At 73.2% G+C, this 16465-nt stretch carries 11 protein-coding genes; 5 read left to right on the forward strand and 6 right to left on the reverse strand.

The window, feature by feature from the left end; all coding sequences use genetic code 11:
* Nucleotides 1-60 precede the first annotated feature (60 nt).
* Nucleotides 61-3243 carry a DUF3376 domain-containing protein gene (locus ABZZ20_RS07775; RefSeq protein ID WP_356867865.1) on the forward strand — a complete coding sequence of 1061 codons (3183 nt, stop codon included), beginning with the start codon at nt 61-63 and terminating at the stop codon, nt 3241-3243.
* A gap of 69 nt (nt 3244-3312) precedes the next feature.
* On the forward strand, nt 3313-5388 hold the full coding sequence (locus ABZZ20_RS07780) for a SpoIIE family protein phosphatase (RefSeq protein ID WP_356867867.1): 2076 nt from the start codon (nt 3313-3315) through the stop codon (nt 5386-5388).
* Between the two features lie 51 nt (nt 5389-5439).
* On the opposite strand, the gene ABZZ20_RS07785 is transcribed toward ABZZ20_RS07780, so the two are convergent.
* Together ABZZ20_RS07785 and ABZZ20_RS07790 are read right to left on the reverse strand one after the other, a co-directional pair.
* Entirely contained in the window at nt 5440-8247 is a 2808-nt protein-coding gene (locus ABZZ20_RS07785; RefSeq protein WP_356867869.1) for a SpoIIE family protein phosphatase, read from the reverse strand.
* Between the two features lie 332 nt (nt 8248-8579).
* Complete coding sequence (locus ABZZ20_RS07790) at nt 8580-9728, reverse strand: glycerate kinase (protein WP_356867871.1); 1149 nt, start codon at nt 9726-9728, stop codon at nt 8580-8582.
* 455 nt (nt 9729-10183) lie between these two features.
* On the opposite strand from ABZZ20_RS07790, the gene ABZZ20_RS07795 reads away from it, so the two are divergent.
* Nucleotides 10184-10684 (forward strand): NUDIX hydrolase, encoded by a 501-nt coding sequence (locus ABZZ20_RS07795; protein WP_356867873.1) that lies wholly within the window; start codon nt 10184-10186, stop codon nt 10682-10684.
* A gap of 35 nt (nt 10685-10719) precedes the next feature.
* A complete protein-coding gene (locus tag ABZZ20_RS07800; RefSeq protein WP_356867875.1) occupies nt 10720-11148 on the forward strand; it encodes a hypothetical protein in 429 nt (142 codons plus the stop codon).
* Nucleotides 11149-11208: 60 nt separating this feature from the next.
* Here the strand turns inward: ABZZ20_RS07800 and ABZZ20_RS07805 are convergent, their stop codons facing one another.
* On the reverse strand, nt 11209-12201 hold the full coding sequence (locus ABZZ20_RS07805; RefSeq protein ID WP_356867877.1) for a DJ-1/PfpI family protein: 993 nt from the start codon (nt 12199-12201) through the stop codon (nt 11209-11211).
* 159 nt (nt 12202-12360) lie between these two features.
* Between ABZZ20_RS07805 and ABZZ20_RS07810 the strand changes: the two genes are divergently transcribed.
* Nucleotides 12361-13083, forward strand: a complete 723-nt coding sequence (locus ABZZ20_RS07810) for a DJ-1/PfpI family protein (RefSeq protein WP_356867879.1) — start codon at nt 12361-12363, stop codon at nt 13081-13083.
* A gap of 210 nt (nt 13084-13293) precedes the next feature.
* Here ABZZ20_RS07810 and ABZZ20_RS07815 read toward each other — a convergent pair whose 3' ends face one another.
* From ABZZ20_RS07815 to pssA, 3 genes are all read right to left on the reverse strand, one after another.
* Nucleotides 13294-13806 carry a methylated-DNA--[protein]-cysteine S-methyltransferase gene (locus ABZZ20_RS07815; protein WP_356867881.1) on the reverse strand — a complete coding sequence of 171 codons (513 nt, stop codon included), beginning with the start codon at nt 13804-13806 and terminating at the stop codon, nt 13294-13296.
* 15 nt (nt 13807-13821) lie between these two features.
* On the reverse strand, nt 13822-15309 hold the full coding sequence (locus ABZZ20_RS07820; RefSeq protein WP_356867883.1) for an AlkA N-terminal domain-containing protein: 1488 nt from the start codon (nt 15307-15309) through the stop codon (nt 13822-13824).
* A 316-nt stretch (nt 15310-15625) separates the two neighbouring features.
* Complete coding sequence (gene pssA, locus ABZZ20_RS07825) at nt 15626-16447, reverse strand: CDP-diacylglycerol--serine O-phosphatidyltransferase (RefSeq protein WP_356868000.1); 822 nt, start codon at nt 16445-16447, stop codon at nt 15626-15628.
* Nucleotides 16448-16465 lie beyond the last annotated feature (18 nt).

Here is a 16465-nt window from a genome sequence, read left to right on the forward strand (position 1 = left end):
GTACCCCCCGGTGGCGGCAGCCCGGGTGCGCCCCACCTGGTCCGGGGTCAAGCTGGAGGCATGAGCGACGACCGGCCGGGTCGGCGCAGTACGGAGCTGCGCCTGGCCCTCGCGATGCGCGGCGGGGTCAGTCTCGCCGTATGGATGGGCGGGGCGTGTTGCGAGGCGGCGGCGCTCCGGGCGGCGACGGAGCAGGAGCCCGCCCCGGAAGCGGGCGTCTACGCGGGCCTGCTGAACACGTGCGGTTACGAGGACGTCGACATCGACGTCCTCGTCGGGACCAGCGCCGGGGGGCTCAACGGCGTACTGCTCGCCTGCCACCTCGTGTACGGGATGCCCTTCGACCGGGGCGTACGGGACGTGTGGCTGCGCCTGGGCGACCTCGAAGGGCTGCTGCGGCGCTCGACGCCCTTCCACGTACCGTCCTCACTGATGCGCGGGGACGAGGTCTTCTACAAGGAGTTGCGCGGGTCGCTGGGCCGGCTCATCGACGAGGCTCCGCCGGACCGGCGGCCCTCCCCCTCGCTGCGGCTGATCCTCACGGCCACCCGGCTGCGACCCCGCCGGGACCGGGTGCGCCCCACCCTCGGCCGGCCCCTGCTGGTCGGACGCTCCAACGCCTACTTCCGCTTCCGCCACCGCGGCCCCCTGACGGACTTCCCCGACGACGTGACGGGCGCCGCCCGGGACAGCGCCCTGAACCGGCTGGCCTACGCGGCGCGCACCACCTCCTCCTTCCCCGGAGCCTTCGAACCGGGCCGGGTGTACCTCGCGAACGCCGCGCAGCCCGTCGAGGAACCGGCCGGGGTGGACATGCGGGGCGTCAGCAGCGAGAGCGGCTACCCGGACGAGAACCTGAACGGCTGCGCCGAGCTCATGGACGGCGGGCTGCTCGACAACATTCCCGTCGCCTGGGCCGTACGGGCGATCGCCGCGGCCCCGGCGGCCCGCAAGGCCGACCGCTGGCTGCTGTTCCTCCAGCCCGTGCCCCCCTTCCCGCCGCCTCCCGAGGAGGGGAGCAGCCGGCGCATCACCCGACTGGTGCGGATGGCCGCGAAGTCCCTGGCCGTCAAGACCGGCGCCGAGTCCCTGCGCGACGACGCCCTCGAACTGCGGGCCGCCGAAGCCGCGGCCCATCAGAAGCGCGCGACCACCGGGGTGTTGCCCCTGACGCTCCCCGAGCTCTACGAGGCGGCGATGGCCCGCCTCGACACGTACGCCCGCACGGTCGGCAGGGCGGAGGCGCTGCGGCTCGTCCGTCTGCTGGAGGATCCGGCGGACGTGACCGGCCCGGACTCCCTGCCGCTGCCCGCCGGCCCGGGGCCGCTTGAGGCCCTCGACGAGAGCGCGGCGCAAGGGTCGGTGGCCCTCTTCGCCCGGCTGCGCGAAGCGTCGGGCGGCCTGGCGGTGGCGCCCGGCACGCTGCCGGCGCCCGGATGCTCGCCGCTAGCCCTGGCGCGTACCGTCCGGCTCCTGATGGACTGGCTGCGGGCGTACGAGGCCGGTGCCGGACCGGTGGACACCGCGCTGGTGGAGGAGCACCGGGCGCAGTTGTTCGCGTGCCGTTTCGCGGTCGCCACCCTGATCGCCGCCCGGGACCGGCTGCTGCTCGCCCGCTACCGCTCCGCGCTGTCCCTGGGCCTGATCCCCGTCGATGTGACCGCTCCCTTCGCCGAAGCCACCCGCCTGCTGGGCGCCCTCATGCCGCCGGTGCCCGCGCCGGACGCACCGGCGGCGCAGTGGGAGACCTGGTCGGCGAACCTCGCCGCCGCGGTCACCGCAGCCGCCCTCCCGGAGGGCTTCGCGAGCGGCCCCGTGGCGGAGCCAGAGGGCTTCACGGACCTCTGGGAGCGCCTGGCGGAACTGGGCCGACGCATCGGCGTGGACCTGTCGCCCGACGTCGACGGCTACGAGGCCCTGCACGCGGCCGCACGCGGCGCCGGCCCGCCCGTGGAGGAGGCACTGGCGTACGCAGAGGTGCTGCTCGGCCCGCTACGCCCGGACCCGCTGGCCGAGGCCACGGACATCGACTTCCACACCGTTTCGGCGGCGAACACCAGTTGGGCCACGCGCACGGTGCTGCGGGACGTGGACCAGAACTCCCCGAAGGAGGTGGTCAGGGCCAAGCTCAGCGGCAACCAGCTCAACAACTTCGCCGCGCTCCTCAGCGCCCGCTGGCGCATGAGCGACTGGACCTGGGGCCGGCTGGACGGGGCCGCCTCCCTCGTTTCCGTCGTCGCCACGAACGAGCGCCTCCACGACGCGTTCGGGGAGCCGGGGGACCTGACGGCACTGGGGGAGGAGATCGCCGGGGAGCTGGCACTCGGCCCGCTGTTCACGGAGCTGTGGGCACAGGACATCACGACGCGGCCGGGCGTGGCGCCCTGGGACCGGGTACGGGACGTGCTCACCGCCGTGCGCCAGCACGAGATCCTCCACGAGGAGCTGCCGTTCCTCGCCGAGCTGCACCGCAAGGGCTTCCGGGGCGGCAACAAGACCCCGGACTCCCCGCCGGACCCGCCGCCCCTGAACACACGGGCCGAGTTCGACGCGGCAGTGGCGTCCTTCCGTGAGATCGGTGCCGAGGAGGTCGGCCGGCTGGTCCGGGCACGGGATCCGCGCCGGGCGGTCCTGCGTACCGGGCTACTGGCCTGGCCGGCGCTCCAGCCTTCCGGCAAGGTCAAGGCCCGGCTGGTGCAGGGTCTGCTCGGGGTGCTCAAGCCACTGGTCTACCTCCCGCCCCTGTTCGGGGCGGTCGCACCGCTCCTGGCCCTGTGCGCGTTCGTGCTGATGTGGACGGGCGTCGCCTTCGCCGCAGGATCCTGGTCATCGCTCCTCGGCCACGTCCCGGTCTGCACGTACGCCATGGTCGCCCTGGTGGCGCTCGTCCGGCAGTGGGTGCGCCCCGGATGGCCGCGGCTACTCGCCTACGTGATCGTGGCCGGCCCACCGGTCGCCCTGTGGCGTCTACGCGGCCTGCACACCCCCGACGTCAGCGACTGGCACCGCACCCTCATCGTCGGGGCGTCCTTCGCCCTGGCCGCCGGGCTCATGCTGTACGTCGGCACGGACCGGTGGCTGCTGCTCCCGGCGGCTGCCCTGGGCGCGGGCGTCGTGGCCGGCCTCGTCCAGTTCGGCCGGGGTGACCTGGGCGGGTGGTGGGCGGCCCTCGCCTTGTACGCCGTCTTGTTCTGGGTCACTTTCGTGCTTCCCTGGCTGTATCCGAAGCCGCGGCCGACGTAGCGCCCCGCGCCGACGGCTCGGCTAGGGTGAATCGGTAGGAATCGGACCCTCCGGGGTGAGGTCGGTGCGGTGGACACTTACCAGTCGATGAGCGAGGTCCCGGAGCCGCCGGCCGCGGGCGTCGGTTACGCGGGTGTGCTCCGTGAGCTGCTGCCGATCGCCCTGTGGCGGGAGGACGCCGACGGACGGATCGTCGAGTGGTCCCTGGCCGCCCAGGACCTGCTCGGCCATCGCCCCGAGGACATCCTCGGCCGCCCCGGGACCTCCGTGCTCGTCCCCGAGGCCAACCGGGCGCTCGCCGACGACCTGACCCGACGCGTCCAAGCGGGTGAGACGGTGGTCGGGACCCTGCCCGTCCGCCACCGCGACGGGCACCGCGTCCCCATGGAGATGTGGATCGTCCCCGCCGCCGACGCACAGGGCCGCACGGGAGCCCTGCTGATCGCCGTGGAGACCTCCGAGGTCCTGCGCATGAGGGACTCGCTGGCCGCCCTCCAGAGCCTCTTCACCCAGTCGCCCATCGGACTCGCCACCCTCGGTCCCGACCTGCGCTTCCTGAGGGTCAACGACGCACTGGCCAAGATGAACGGCGTCTCAGCCGCCGCGCACATGGGCAAACGGCCCACCGAAGTCGTGCCCGGCGTCAACGCCGCCGCGCTGGAGGCGACGATGCAGCAGGTCCTGGACCGGGGCACCGCCGTCGTCGACGTCCGCCGCACCGGCCGGACCCCGGACGACCCCGACCACGACCGGACCTGGTCCTGCTCTTACGCCCCGCTCCTCGACGGCTCCGGCCGGTCGCTCGGACTGATCGCCTCCCTCATCGACATCACCGAGAGCGAACGGGCCCGGAGCGAGGCCGAGCGGGCGCGCCGCCGCCTCGCCGCCCTTGCCGAGGCCGGCACCCGCATCGGCACCACGCTCGACCTCAAACAGACCGCCGACGAGATCGTGCAGGTCCTCGTGCCACAGCTGGCCGACTCGGCCGACGTACAGCTGCTGGAGACCGTCCTCGAACCCGACGACGCGGCGGCCACCCACCAGGGCGTGCTCCGCCGACTGTCGGCCGCCTTCCCCGACCCGACCGCCCCCACGGCGAAGCTGACGCCGGGCCAGACCTACCGCATCCCGACCGACAGCGTGTACGAACGGGTCATCGCCGACGGGCGGCCCATGAACCTGCACGTCTCCGACATCTCCGCGCTGATCACCGACCCGCGTGCCGAGGCGCTGCGCGACTACCTCGCCGGCCTCGGATCCGCCCGGCTGATCCCGATGGTCGCCCGCGGTACGGTCCTCGGCGCGGTCGCTGTGACGCGACTGCGCGACCGCGAGCCCTTCGACGAGCAGGACTACGTGCTCCTCGACGAGATGGTCGCCCGCGGGGCGCTCAACATCGACAACGCCCGGATGTACACCAACCAGCGGCGGGCCGCCCTGACCCTCCAGCGCAGCCTCAGCAACAGCGCCCTGCCCGAGGTCACCGGCCTCGAACTCACCGGCCGCTACCTGCCCGCCAGCGATCACGACGTGGGCGGCGACTGGTACGACGTCATCCAGCTGCCCGGCGGGCGCACCGGCCTGGTCATCGGGGACGTCATGGGACACGGGATCCACGCCGCGGCCGTCATGGGGCAGCTGCGCACCGCCGTACGGACCCTCGCGCGGTACGACGTCTCCCCGACCCAGCTGCTGCGCTCGCTCGACGCCACGGTCGCCGACCTCGGCGAGGACGAGATGGCGACCTGCGTCTACGCGGTCCACGACCCGGCGTCGGGCGGTTGCGTGATCGCCCGCGCCGGCCATCCGCCGCCGGCCGTGGCCACGGCGCACGGGGAGGTCACCTTCCTGGACGGCCCGGCCGGCGCACCGCTGGGCACGGGCGGGCAGGATTTCCGCACCGAGGAGGTCGCGCTGCCGCCCGGGAGCCTGCTCGTGCTCTACACCGACGGGCTCATCGAGGCCCGCGACCGCGACCTCGACCAGGGCATGGCACAGCTCGGCTGGGCGCTGCGGGACGCCGGGCAGCCGCTGGACCGGTTGTGCGACGGGATCCTGGCGGGGCTGCTGCCGCAGGATCCGCAGGACGACGTGGCGGTGCTACTGGCCCGCACCGCGCCCGCACGGCCCGACCACCACGGGTAGCGGACCGGTGACGTCGGACCGGTGACGTCGGCGCGGGAATCGCGGCCCGACTCACCCGGCCTGGTCGTCCAGTGTTTCCAGGTCCGGCGCCGGCACCACCGGCTCCGGCCCGCCGGTCAGTGGCATCTCGGCCCAGATCACCTTGCCGCGCTCGGCGTACCGGGTGCCCCAGCGCTCGGTGTACTGGGCGACGAGGAACAGGCCCCGGCCGCCCTCGTCGGTGGTGGCCGCGTACCTCAGGTGCGGCGAGGTGCTGCTGGCGTCGGAGACCTCGCAGATGAGGTAGCGGTCGCGCAGCATCCGGACCCGGATCGGCGCGGTCCCGTACCGGATGGCGTTGGTGATGAGCTCGCTGAGGACGAGTTCGGTCGGGAAGGCGATGTCATCCAGACCCCAGGCCGCCAGCTGCGCGGAGGCGGCGCCGCGCACCCGGGAGACCGCGGCCGGGTCGGCGGGCACCTCCCACTCCGCGATCCGGTCCGCCTCCAGCCGCCGGGTGTCGGCGATCAGCAGGGCGATGTCGTCGCTCGGTGCGGGGAACAGCAGCGAGGCCAATACGTCCGCACAGGCTTGCTCGGGGCTGCGGCCGGGCCGCGCCAGGGCCTCGGACAGCATGTCGAGCCCGGTGTCGAAGTCCCGGTCGCGGTCCTCCAGCAGGCCGTCCGTGAAGAGCACCAGACGGCTCGATTCCGGCAGCCGCAGTTGCACGGCCTCGAAGGGCATGCCGCCCACACCGAGCGGCAGCCCGGCGGGCAGCTCCGGAAAGTCCACCTGCCCGTCCGGCCGGACCAGCGCAGGACCGGGGTGGCCCGCGCTCGCCATCGTGCAGAGCCCGGAGACCGGGTCGTAGACCGCGTACAGGCAGGTGGCGCCGGTGATACCGGCCGACCCGCCGGGCCCGCCGGCCCCGTCGTCGGCGTCCTCGGCGGCCTCGGAATCGTTCTGGTCGATCCGGTTGATCAGTTCGTCCAGATGCCCCAGCAGCTCGTCGGGCGGCATGTCCAGGGTGGAGAAGTTGTGCACGGCGGTCCGCAGCCGGCCCATCGTGGCCGCGGCGTGCACGCCGTGGCCGACGACGTCGCCGACGACCAGGGCCACACGGGCGCCGGCCAGCGGGATCACGTCGAACCAGTCCCCGCCCACGCCGGCCTTTGCGGGCAGGTACCGGTAGGCCGCCTGCACGGCGGTCTGGTCCGGCAGCACGCGGGGCAGCAGGCTGCGCTGGAGGGCCACGGCCGTCGCGTGCTCCCGGGTGTAGCGGCGGGCGTTGTCGATCGAAACGGCCGCACGGGCACCCAGCTCCTCCGCGAAGGACAGGTCCTCCTCGTCGAAGGCCTCCGGGGTGTCGACGGCCCGCCAGAAGTTGGCCATGCCGAGGACCACACCGCGGGCCTGGAGCGGTACCGAGATCAGGGAATGCAGCCCGTAGTCGAGTGCCTGGCGGGTCCCGGCCTCGTCCTGGGCCCGCCAGCCCATGGCGGCGTGCAGATCGGCCGCGAGCACCGCGTGCCCGGCGTCCAGCGCCGCCGCCATCGGCGCCGTCGGCACCTGGAACCGGATGACGTCGCCGACCGGCTGGAGGGGTTGGTCGGCGCGCACCCCGCTCATGGCCGCCCTGCGCATCTCCAAGTACATGCCGCCGGCCAACGAGGGCTCTTCGCCGCGCAACACCGGCTCCAGCAGTTCCACCGTGACGAAGTCGGCGAACCGGGGGACGGCCACCTCGGAGAGCTCCTCGGCGGTCCGCACCACGTCCAGGGTGGTCCCGATCCGCCCACCCGCGTCGTAGAGCAGTTGGAGCCGTTCCCGGGCCACCTCCGCGCGGCCGGAGAGCGCGGCGAGCTCGGTGGAGTCGCGCAGGGTCATGACGCTGCCGGAGGGGTGGTCTCCGTACGGCTTGGTCGGGCGCACGTTGACGGCCAGGAGCCGGCCGCCCGCCAGGTGCACCTCGTCCGTCGCGACCCGCCCGGACTCCAGCAGCGCGGTGGTGCGCGGATCGAGGCCGAGCTCGGTGACGTGGCGCTGTTCCGCGTCGGGCGGCAGGTTCAGCAGCCGCCGGGCCTCGTCGTTGGCGAGCAGCAGGCGTTTGTCGGCGCTGATGATGAGCACACCCTCGCGCACCGCGTGCAGGACCGCCGCGTGGGCTTCGCTCATCCGGTCCATGTCGGACGCGCGCAGGCCCCGCGTCTGGCGCCGCAGCCGCCGGCTGACCATAGCGGCGCCGCCCATGCCGAGCAGCAGCGCGGCTGCTGCCGCGCCGAGCAGCAGCGGGAGCTGGCCCTCGACCACGTCGGAGACGTTGGCGACCTCGATGCCGGTGCTGACCAGGCCGACGACCGCCCCGCTCGCGTCCCGTACGGGGACGACGGAGCGGACCGCGTCGCTCGGCGCGCCCTTGAACACCTCCGTGAAGGGCTGCCCCGCCGCGGCACGCGAGAAGTCGCCGGTGGCCGGCTTGCCGATCAGCTCCGGCTGCGAGTCGGTGTAGCGGATCCCGTCCTTGGTCATGACGGCGATGAAGTCGACGCCCGCGGCCCGGCGGGCCGCATCGGCCCGGGTCTGCAGTGCGGCCGTCGGGTCCGGCGACTTCAGGGCCTCGGGCAGGCCCGGGGCGTGCGCAAAGGCCTCGGCCGCCGCGAGGGTGCGGTGGCGGGCGTCGCGCTGGGTGTCGTACCGCTCCTGCAGTACGAGGGCCAGCGCGGCCGCGGTGATCAGCAGCGCCACGATCACCGCCTCGAGGGCGAAGACCTGACCGGCGACACTGTGCGCACTCAGGGAGAGGCGCGTGAGCAGGCCCGATTCCGGCCCGGGCGGCTGCCGGGGTGGCGATCCCCTGGATCGACCCAAACGTCCGGTCATGAGCCATTTCTAACACTGTCATCGGGATTTGGGCGGGGCTGCCGAGGTGGCGAATTGCGCACCGCGGCGGGCGCGGGGGCCGGGGGAGGACGCACGGGGTGACGTACTGGCGGAAGACGGCCCTGCCGCCGGTGCCCGGGCTGCCCCCCTTACACCGCCGGAGCCCGGTGCCCGCCCGACCGCCTGGGGGCCCGTCCGGGTGGTGCCGGGGCCGGCCCGGGCGGTGGTCGGGTGGTGCCGGTGTCCGAGGGGTGCCGGGAAACGTCGAGGCCCGGTGCCCCGTGCGGGGGTGCCGGGCCTCGGGCGGTCCAGCGGAGCTGGAGCGAGCGGGGTCAGAGAACGTCGGCGGCGATGTTCGCCGCGACCCGCTCCAGCAGCGGACCGGCATGAGCGATGCACTTCGCCGGATCGGGCTCGATCTCCGTCAGTGGGTAGGCCCGGCGGATGCCTGCGGCCCGCAGCGCCTCGGGCTCCAGTAGCAGCCGTCCGCACACCGCCACGACCTCCTTGCCCGCCGCACGCGCAGCCGCTGCGACGCCGGCCGGAGCCTTGCCGTGCAGGGTCTGCTCGTCCAGCGAGCCCTCACCGGTGATCACCAGCGTCGCCCGTTCCAGCGCCGGGGCGAAGCCCAGTACCTCCAGCATGAGCTCGATGCCGGGCCGGAAGCTCGCACCGAGCAGCAGGGCCCCGTACCCGATGCCGCCCGCACCGCCCGCACCGGGAGCGGCGGCCAGCTCGGCGGCCCGGGGGCCGATCGACTGCTCCAGCACCGCCGCGAAGTGCGCCAGGGCGGCGTCCAGCGTCGCCACGTCCTGGGGCGAGGCCCCCTTCTGCGGGCCGTAGACCGCGGGCGCGCCCTTCGGGCCCGTCAGCGGGTTGTCCACGTCGCTCGCCAGGACGAGGTCGACCTCGGCGAAGCGCGGGTCGATCCCGGACAGGTCTGCGGACGCCAGCTGTGCGAGTGCTCCACCGCCCGGACCGACCGGTTCGCCGTTCGCGTCCAGGAACACCGCGCCCAGGGCGGCCAGCATGCCCGCACCGCCGTCGGTGGTGGCACTGCCGCCCACCCCGAAGACGATGGAGCGCGCTCCCGCATCCAGTGCGGCCTTCAGCAGCTCGCCCGACCCGTACGTGGTCGCCGTCAGCGGGGCGAAGAGCCCCGGCGGCAGCAGTTGAAGCCCGGAGGCCTCCGCCATCTCGACCACGGCAGTACCGTCGCGCAGCGCGAAAGCCGCCGTGACCTGCTCGCCGAGCGGACCGGTGACCCGTATCTCCCGGCGTTCGAAACCGGCCGCCACGGCCGCCGCGACCGTGCCGTCGCCGCCGTCCGCGACGGGGAGGGTCTCGATCTGCACACCGGGTACGGCCTTGCGGAGGCCCGCCGTCACCCGCTCCGCGACCTGAACGGCTGTGAGCGAGCCCTTGAATTTGTCCGCGGCGATGAGCACGCGCGCGGCCTCAGTTACTGCTCCGTCCGTCACCTTGCTAATCCCTTGCTATCGAACAGTGCAGTCGCGCCACCATGAGCCTATCCGGAGGATCCTCCTATGCCCATGGGTGGCCTGGGTCACAGTCGGCGCGCTATGAACATAAATAGGGATGTACGCCTGCATAGTGTGGCCGCATGGGCACGTCATGATGCTGCTCAGCTCAGCTCTGCTCTGTTGGGCGCTGGTGAGGGAGCTGCGCGAGGACCCCGGTGCCGGACCGGCCCGGCACCACCCCCTGCACGGAATGCGGGACGCGGTCCGGGCCGTGGTCGGCGACGCCGCCACCGAGCACGGCCCGGAACGACACCCGCACCTGCGTCGCGGCGTCGCCGCGACGCAGGTGCGGGTGTCGTCGTGTCCCGCCGGCGCGACCGCGCGGACCCGCCCGATCCGGGCTCTTCGCAGGGGTGATCCCACCCGTCGGGGTGCCTGGGTAGGGTTGCGGCGTGACCACCACGGATGACTACGCCACGTACATCGCAAGCCTGCCCCGGGTGTTGGCCGGCGCAGGTGCGCTCTACCGGGACGCCGAGGGCAGGGTCCTGCTCGTCGAGCCCAACTACCGCGAGGGCTGGGCCCTGCCGGGCGGGACCATCGAGTCGGACCAGGGCGAGTCCCCGCGCGCGGCCGCGCGCCGCGAGAGCGCCGAGGAGATCGGCCTCGACCTCCCGCTCGGCCGGCTGCTCGCCGTGGACTGGACGCTCGGCGCCGGCCGTCCGCCGCTGGTCGCGTACCTCTACGACGGGGGCGTGCTCGACGAGGCCCAGCTCGCCTCGATCAAGCTCCAGGAGGACGAACTGCTCTCCTGGCGCCTGGTGGAACCCGCGCAACTCACCACGTACCTCCTCGGAGGGCTCGGCCTGCGCACCCAGGAGGCGTACCGCGTCCTGGAGTCGGGCGAGGGCACGGCGGAGCTGGAGAACGGCCGGCGCCCGGTCTCCTCGTGATACCGGGCCCCCTACAAGCAGGACAGAATCATTCGATGATCACGATGTACGCCTGGCCCAGCACCGCCGACGGGCCCGACGCCCTGCCCATGGTCCACTTCACCACCGATCAGCAGGCGGGCGGCGAGGTCACCCCCGAGGGGACGCCGGTGTGGCTGTTCGACACCGCGATACGCGAGGGCGGCTGGGCCCAGTTCACCGATTTCGAGGGCTGGTCCGTCCCGGCCGCCGGCTGGCAGGCCTTCTACCGCCGCGAGGACGACCTCCTCGCCGTCACCGGCCCCGGCGCCTGCGAGGGCTGGTACCAGGGCAACCTCGGCGCCGACGCCGAATGGGTGGCGGCGGCCACCGCCCAGCAGAGCGCGGTCCTGCTCGCCGCCCCCGTCCAGCACCCCTCGCTGTACGGCTATGCGGTGGAGGCGGGTGCGGCGTTCGCCCTCCTCGTCCCGCTCGCGGTCGTCTGAGCGCCGCCGACCCCGACCTGGCCGAGCCCTACCAGGAAGCAGCATCGGGATTGATCACGGTCACCCCGCGGTGGGTGCGACGCCGGGAAGGCCGTGGACCGTGCGGTGCTGGCTGGGTGTGGTTCCGTAGTGGTCCAGGAACACCTGCCTCATCGTCTCGACGGAGCTGAACCCGCAGCGCCTGGCGATCGAAGCCAGCGGAAGTGCCGTGGAGACAAGGAACTGTGAGGCCGCCTCGGCTCGGGCGGCCCGTACGAACTGGGCCGGTGTCTGGCCGAGGTGGCTGAGGAACAGTCGGGCCAGATGGCGTCCGCTGACTCCCGCGTACGCGGCGAGCGCAGTGGCGCTCAGGTCGCTGTCGAGGTGCGCGGTGATGTGTTCGACGGTCTGTTGCACGGCCCGGTGCTCCGGGGCCGGTGCGTCGACGAACATGCTGATCTGAGCCTGGTTGCCGGGGCGTTGGAGGTAGGTCACCATCATCCGGGCCAGCGTCCGGGCAAGGACCGGGCCGTGATCCTCCTGGATGAACGCGAGGGTGAGGTCGAGCGCCCCGGTGACCCCGGCCGACGTGCAGACGTGGTCGTCGCGGAGGTACAGCGGCGCGGCGTCGACATGGACGGCCGGGTAACGCTGCGCGAGGTCGTGCGCGTACGCCCAGTGGGTCGTGGCGCGCCTGCCGTCGAGCAGCCCGGTCGCCGCCAGCACGCTCGCGCCCGTGCACACCGACGCGACCCGACGGCCGATACCGGCCAAGCGGCGCACGTGCTCGACCAGCCGGGTGTTCTGCGCCGCCATGGTGTGGCCCGGCCCGCCGACGACCAGCAGCGTGTCGACCGGACCGCGCGTACGCTCCAGCGCCGCCTGAGCGCCCAGGACCAGTCCTGAGGAGCAGCGCACCGGGCGGCCCTGCGGGGTGACCAGGCGGACCTCGTAGGGCGGACTCGCGCCAAGGCGGTTCGCCCCGTCGAAGGCGCTGGTCACGCAGGCAACCTCCACGAGTTCCACATCGTCGTAGGCCACGACCACCACGCGGTGGCGGACACCTGTCGTCATGCCTTTGACACTACCGAATCCGTCTGTAGGACAGGTATCCCAGGATTTCGGACATGGCTCCGGAGGTTTCCGTCTCCGGTGGCGGCGGTGGGTGAGGGTGGTCAAGGCGGCAGCTCGCCGCAGGCAATCGGCCATCCACCGACATTCAGGAGTCCTGCCATGACCGAAACCTCGCCCGCGCCGTCCGAGGCCCCGGTGAAGACCATCGCCTTCGTGCTGTACCCGGGGCTCACTCCGCTGGACGTCGTCGGCCCGCTACAGGTCTTCGCAGCGTTGGGCGATCTGGTTCCCGGCTACGACACCGTCGTGGTCGGCGAGCGGATCGAGCCGATGGGAAGCGACACCCCGCTGTCCCTGGTGCCCAGCCACACCTTCGAGCAGATCGCGGATCCGTACGCAGTGATCGTGCCCGGCGGCCTCGTGCCCACCCTTGCCGCGATGGCCGACGAGAACCTGCTCGGGAACCTGCGCGAGACCGCGGCGCGGTCCCAGGTCGTCGGCTCGGTGTGCACCGGCTCGCTGCTGTTGGCGGCGGCGGGGCTCCTGGAGGGCCGCCGGGCCACCACGCACTGGATGTACCGCGACCTGCTCGCCCGCTTCGGGGCAACGCCGGTCACCCGGCGCTGGGTCGAGGACGGGCCCTTCATCACCGCCGCCGGAGTCTCGGCCGGCATCGACATGGCACTGCACCTCGTCGGCCGCCTCGCCGGTGAGGAGGTCGCGCGCATGGTCCAGCTGTTCATCGAGTACGACCCCGAGCCGCCGTTCGGTCCGATCGACTGGACAGCTGCCGACAGCGGCCAGTACGCGCCCTTCGCGCGGCAGCTGCTGCAGAGCGCTCTCACCGACCACCCTGCCCTACTGGCACACCTGAGCAGCTAGAACGCGGTGGGCTGCTGGGCGGGACCGCGGAGGCGGACGGCACGGTGGTCGTGAGAGGTGTCCGGGCCGGCCGGTCGTCGTCATCGGGTTCGGACCGGCGGCCGGACGCCCCGTCCTGGCCAGGTAGGACATCCTGGGCCTCGCTCCTTGGGCGGCTCGCACGCCACACGCGCTCCGGTCCGCAGGCGCCACGGGATCAGACAGACGAGATCAGGAGGAGAAGGCCGGGAGCTGTCGTGCCCCGGCCTCGAAGGTCAGCAGCTGCACCTTGCGCTCGATGCCGCCGCCGTAGCCGGTCATGCTCCCCGAAGCACCGATCACGCGGTGGCACGGGACGATGATGCCGACCGGGTTCTTCCCGTTCGCCAGCCCCACCGCCCGCGAGGCGTTCGGCTTGCCCAGCTCGGCCGCGAGCTGCCCGTACGACCACGTCTCGCCGTAGGGGATCCGCACGAGCTGTTCCCACACGCTGCGCTGGAAGTCGGTGCCCTCCAGACGGACGGGCACGTCGAACGCGGTGAGCCTCCCGGCGAAGTACGCGGTCAACTGCCGCGCCACCTCCGCGAAGGGCTCCTCTGCGGCGCCGACCCGCTCCCCGAACGCCTCCTCGGCCGGCCGGTGCCGTTGTCCGGTCATGTAGAGGCCGCAGAGGACGCCGTTGTCGGCGACCAGGGTGAGCGGGCCGCAGGGGCTGTCCACGACGGTGTGCTGCTTGCTGTTCATGACGGGTCGTACTCCTCAGACGGGCAGGTGGTTGATGGGGTGGGTGTCGGTGGCCCACAGGTACTGGACGGCGTACGCGCGCCAGGGCCGCCAGCCGGCCGCCCGGGCGGTGAGCGCCGCGGGCGTCGAGGGCAGTCCCAGCTCCTTGGCGGCCCGGCGGACCCCGAGGTCGGACGGCAGGAAGGCGTCGGGGTCCCCCAGCGCCCGCATCGCGATCACCTCCGTGGTCCACGGACCGAAGCCCGGGAGGGCGTTCAGCTGCACGCGGGCGGCTTCCCAGTCGCTGTCGACGCCGAGCGGAAGGGAGCCGTCCGCCAACGCGGAGACGAGGGTGGTGAGAGTGGCGCGCCGGGTGCGGGGGAGGGCGAGCCGCTCCGGGTCCAGCGCCGCCAGTGCCTGCGGAGAGGGAAAGAGGTGGGTCAGCCCGCCCTCAGGATCGGGATCGGCCACCGGCTCGCCGTGCGCGGTCACCAGGCGGGCGGCGTGCGTACGGGCCGCCGCCGTGGACACCTGCTGGCCGAGGACCGCCCGTACGGCGAACTCCGCCGCATCGACCGTCCGCGGAACCCGGCGCCCCGGGGCCTTCTCCACGAGCGGGGCCAGCAACGGATCGCACCGTAGCTGCCCGTCCACGGCCTCGGGGTCCGCATCGAGGTCGAGCATCCACCGGCAGCGGCTGATGGCGATCGTGAGGTCACGCAGGTCGGTCAGGGCCAGCTGACAGCCGATGTGGTCCGGCCGCGGGGAAAGGGAGACGACGCCCGTGCCGTACGGGAGCCGCAGCGTCCGCCGGTACGCCCCGGCGCGCCACTCCTCCACGCCGGGTACGGCGGTCGCGGCGAGGTGCCCGAAGAGATTGTCGGGATTGAGCGGGGCCCGGTAAGGCAGCCGCAGGGCGATGGTCCCGGGGATGCGGGGCTCGTGCCTCCCCCGGCCGGCCTTCTCGGCGCGCCCCCGAAGCTCGCTCGGGGAGAGCGCGAAGACCGCGCGCACCGTGTCGTTGAAGGTCCGGATGGAGGAGAACCCGGCGGCGAAGGCGACGTCGGCCATCGGGAGCTGCGACGTCTCGATGAGCAGCCGGGCGGTCTGGGCGCGCTGCGCGCGGGCGAGGGCGAGCGGTCCGGCACCGAGCTCCGCGTTGAGTTGCCGCTCGACCTGCCGTGTGGAGTACCCCAGCCGGGTCGCCAGCCCGGGCACGCCCTCGCGGTCGACGACGCCGTCCCGGATGAGCCGCATGGCGCGGGCCACGGCGTCGGCGCGGGCGTTCCACTCCGGCGAGCCGGGGGAGGTGTCGGGCCGGCACCGCTTGCAGGCCCGGAACCCCGCCTGCTGGCAGGCGGCGGCGCTGGGCAGGAAGGTCATGTTCTCGACCTTGGGCGGCACGGCGGGGCAACTGGGCCGGCAGTAGATCCGGGTCGTCAGGACGGCGGTGAAGAACCATCCGTCGAAGCGTGCGTCCTTCGACTGAACGGCCCTGACACAGCGGTCGGTGTCGGTGTACATGGCTCCAGCATCCCGGCCTGACCCCACAGGGGCTGGCGGTTTTCCGACATCAAGCGTATGCGCACAGGGGCACCGGCCCGCTCCCCGCACCCGTTCCCGGCCCTGCCACGCAGCCCGCCCCGCGGCGCCTGCGCTCACCCCGCCGCGGGGGCCGGGCGCCCCCCGGCCGTCCGCCACCGTGCCGCCCGGCACCGCCCTGCTCGGCACCGCCCGGCCCCGGGAGCGTCTCGGCAGCGGGCGGGTTGGGCCGGGGACACGAAAGGGCCCCCGGTGCCGAGAGTGGCATCCGGGGGCCCGAGAGACAGCCAGCGCAGCGTTACGGCAGCTGCGCTGCGCGCGCCTCGCGCCGGTTGTGGCGGAACGTGTTCGCCCGGCGGGTGGTCGCGAACAGCGGGATCGTGGCCGCGAGGGCGATCTGCAGGGCGCAGCCCGTCTGCAGCAGCATCTGACCGCCCGGGGCGTCGAACGCCCAGGCCGCCAGCATGCCCATCGCCCCGACGATCCAGCTCAGCATGGCCACCGCGAGGACACCCCGCGGCTTCGGGTACTCGACCCGGCTCACCATCAGCCAGGCCACCCCGATGATCGCCAACAGCGTCGGGATGAACGGCAGGCCCAGCAGCACGATCGAGACGACCGTCAGCGCACCGAAGGGGCTCGGCATGCCCTGGAACATGCCGTCCTTCATCGTCACGCAGCTGAATCTGGCGAGCCGCAGGACGACGGCCAGCAGGACCACGATGGCCGCCAGCGCCGACATCTTCTGGTGCGCGTCGTCGGCGACCATGCCGTAGACGAGCACGAAGTAGGCCGGCGCCAGCCCGAAGCTGATCAGGTCGGACAGGTTGTCCAGCTCGGCGCCCATCGGCGAGCTGCGCAGCTTGCGGGCCACGATGCCGTCGAAGAGGTCGAAGACCGCCGCGAGGAGCATCAGTATCACCGCGGTCGCCGCGCTGTGCCGGGCCATGCCCGACTCGCCGCTGCCGGTGAGGTGCGGAATGAGGATTCCGGTGGTGGTGAAGTACACCGCCATGAATCCGCACGTCGCGTTGCCGAGGGTGAGGGTGTCCGCTATCGACAGCCGCAGCGAGAGCGGCATGTCGTCCTCGGCGGACTCCTCCTCGGCGGCTTCGGGCACCCAGCCCGTGGCGGGAGT

The sequence above is a fragment of the Streptomyces sp. NPDC006430 genome, from assembly GCF_040612395.1.
Classification (GTDB): Bacteria; Actinomycetota; Actinomycetes; order Streptomycetales; family Streptomycetaceae; genus Streptomyces.

What these genes read in the sequence shown, in the direction of transcription:
- ABZZ20_RS07810 (WP_356867879.1), top strand. Translation starts at nt 12,361, where the DNA reads ATGACCGAAACCTCGCCCGCGCCGTCCGAGGCCCCGGTGAAGACCATC.
- ABZZ20_RS07820 (WP_356867883.1), bottom strand. Translation starts at nt 15,309, where the DNA reads ATGTACACCGACACCGACCGCTGTGTCAGGGCCGTTCAGTCGAAGGAC.
- ABZZ20_RS07785 (WP_356867869.1), bottom strand. Translation starts at nt 8,247, where the DNA reads ATGACCGGACGTTTGGGTCGATCCAGGGGATCGCCACCCCGGCAGCCG.
- ABZZ20_RS07800 (WP_356867875.1), top strand. Translation starts at nt 10,720, where the DNA reads ATGATCACGATGTACGCCTGGCCCAGCACCGCCGACGGGCCCGACGCC.
- ABZZ20_RS07805 (WP_356867877.1), bottom strand. Translation starts at nt 12,201, where the DNA reads ATGACGACAGGTGTCCGCCACCGCGTGGTGGTCGTGGCCTACGACGAT.
- ABZZ20_RS07775 (WP_356867865.1), top strand. Translation starts at nt 61, where the DNA reads ATGAGCGACGACCGGCCGGGTCGGCGCAGTACGGAGCTGCGCCTGGCC.
- ABZZ20_RS07815 (WP_356867881.1), bottom strand. Translation starts at nt 13,806, where the DNA reads ATGAACAGCAAGCAGCACACCGTCGTGGACAGCCCCTGCGGCCCGCTC.